Source organism: Pseudolactococcus yaeyamensis (genome assembly GCF_054658615.1).
The window spans coordinates 1-1725 of the sequence record NZ_BAAGGP010000172.1; the positions used below are offsets into that span (position 1 = coordinate 1).

Below are 1725 nucleotides of genomic sequence, written 5' to 3' on the forward strand. Positions count from 1 at the left end.
AGCCATTTTGAAGGATTTGGAAATGCGTAAAAAGAAGATGAGCATTCGTCTCAAACGTTTTTCGTTATCAATGACTTTTCCAGATTATTTGGCACAGTTGTTTTCAATGTGAGAGCTGTTATTTTTTTAAAATATGCTTTATATTTTGGGGTTGGAGAGAGTCATGCGTTTGTCGTGACAGAAATAGGCTATGAACGTTTCCGATTAACATCAGAAATGATTCATAGCCTATTTTTTTAGAGGACTTTTGTCCCAGCCTCTTTCATTCTTCTTTACATTTCTAAATCATCGTCAACTTCAAATGATTTTTCTGGAATTGGCGAATTACTCAACACAGCTTGGCTGACTTCATTCAGTTTCAAGCTGATTCGCTTATATTCGTCCTCCTTGTCAAATTTGGTATTTTGGTTAGCTTTTAAACTTTCTAGTTTTGCTTTACTTTCTGTCAAACGAACTTGGGTGATGTCTGGGGCTTTAATTATTTTATCAGTTAAAAGATTATTGATATGTGTCATTGTGCCGATACCGCTTGACACATTGATACTGAGTGGGTGGATTGCTTGACCGACGACGAAAATCGTATCTTCTGCGTGAAGTATCGTCTGTTCTGTCTTGGTTCGCCCCATAATCTCAAAGCCTTTGTAATCGCCAATCTTAAAATCATGGACTTCATCTGAGAAAGCATTGTGAACGGTTTGATTGATAATATCGCCCGCTTCTCGTTTATTTGTGATGAGACCATGTCCCTCAAGTTCGATTTCAAATAATTCTTCGGGCAATGCGCCATTATTTATCATACTATTTTCAGCAGTGATTTTATCTGCTGTAATTTTTGCGAGATGTCGCTCACTCAGGGGGATATTGATTTCCAATTCCTGAATTTCTTTGACATTTTTTTCTTGACCTTTGACAAAGTAATTACGAGCAATCGTGAGATTAGCTAGGCTGTTTTCAAGTTCCATCTTTTCCTTGATATAGGAATTGTTGGTCGCAACCGCCTTGATTTCACTTGCCGTCAAAACGAGGTCGTTCATTTCGTCCATAGAACGACTAGCAGACTTACCACTCATAACCTGAGTGATATATTTGAGTTTTTGTTCCTGAATTTGCCACATAAAGGTGTCAAAAGTCCCCTTAGTAACATAGTTATAGATTTGAACTTCTGGATTAGTATTACCTTGACGGACAATCCGACCATTGCGCTGTTCGATGTCACTTGGTCGCCATGGGACATCCACATGGTGGACGGCTAAGAGCTTATCTTGCACGTTGACCCCAGTTCCGCCTTTTTGCGTGCTGGCAAACAGAACCCTAACCTCTCCAGTTCTAACTTTTTCAAAAAGCGCCTCTTTTTGCTCATCTTTCTCTGCATCATGGATAAAGGCAATCTCTTTTGCAGGAACTCCCATTTCTATCAATTTATCCTTGATTTCCTGATAAACGTTGAAGTTGTAATCAATATCGTCCGCAAATTCAATTCTTTCATTCTTGCCCTTACGCCCTGTTTTAGGTGTGCCAATATCTGAAAAGACCATTTATTTACTTGTTTCAAATAAGTACGATGAGCTAAAATAGCGAGTTTTCTAAACACATTCAAAACTTTTTGCGCATTCTCTGAGATGACATGACACTCATCCTCAGAAAATACAACATCCAGCACCCAATGTAAACTCTCAATTTTCCAGTGTTCACGGACAATCATTAATAATTTTTCAGGTGTCGCCT

At 38.6% G+C, this 1725-nt stretch carries 1 protein-coding gene; it reads right to left on the bottom strand.

The window, feature by feature from the left end:
- Positions 1 to 272: 272 nt before the first annotated feature.
- Positions 273 to 1535, bottom strand: a complete 1263-nt coding sequence (locus ACYQ21_RS15470; protein WP_460059567.1) for a helicase-related protein — start codon at positions 1533 to 1535, stop codon at positions 273 to 275.
- Positions 1536 to 1725 lie beyond the last annotated feature (190 nt).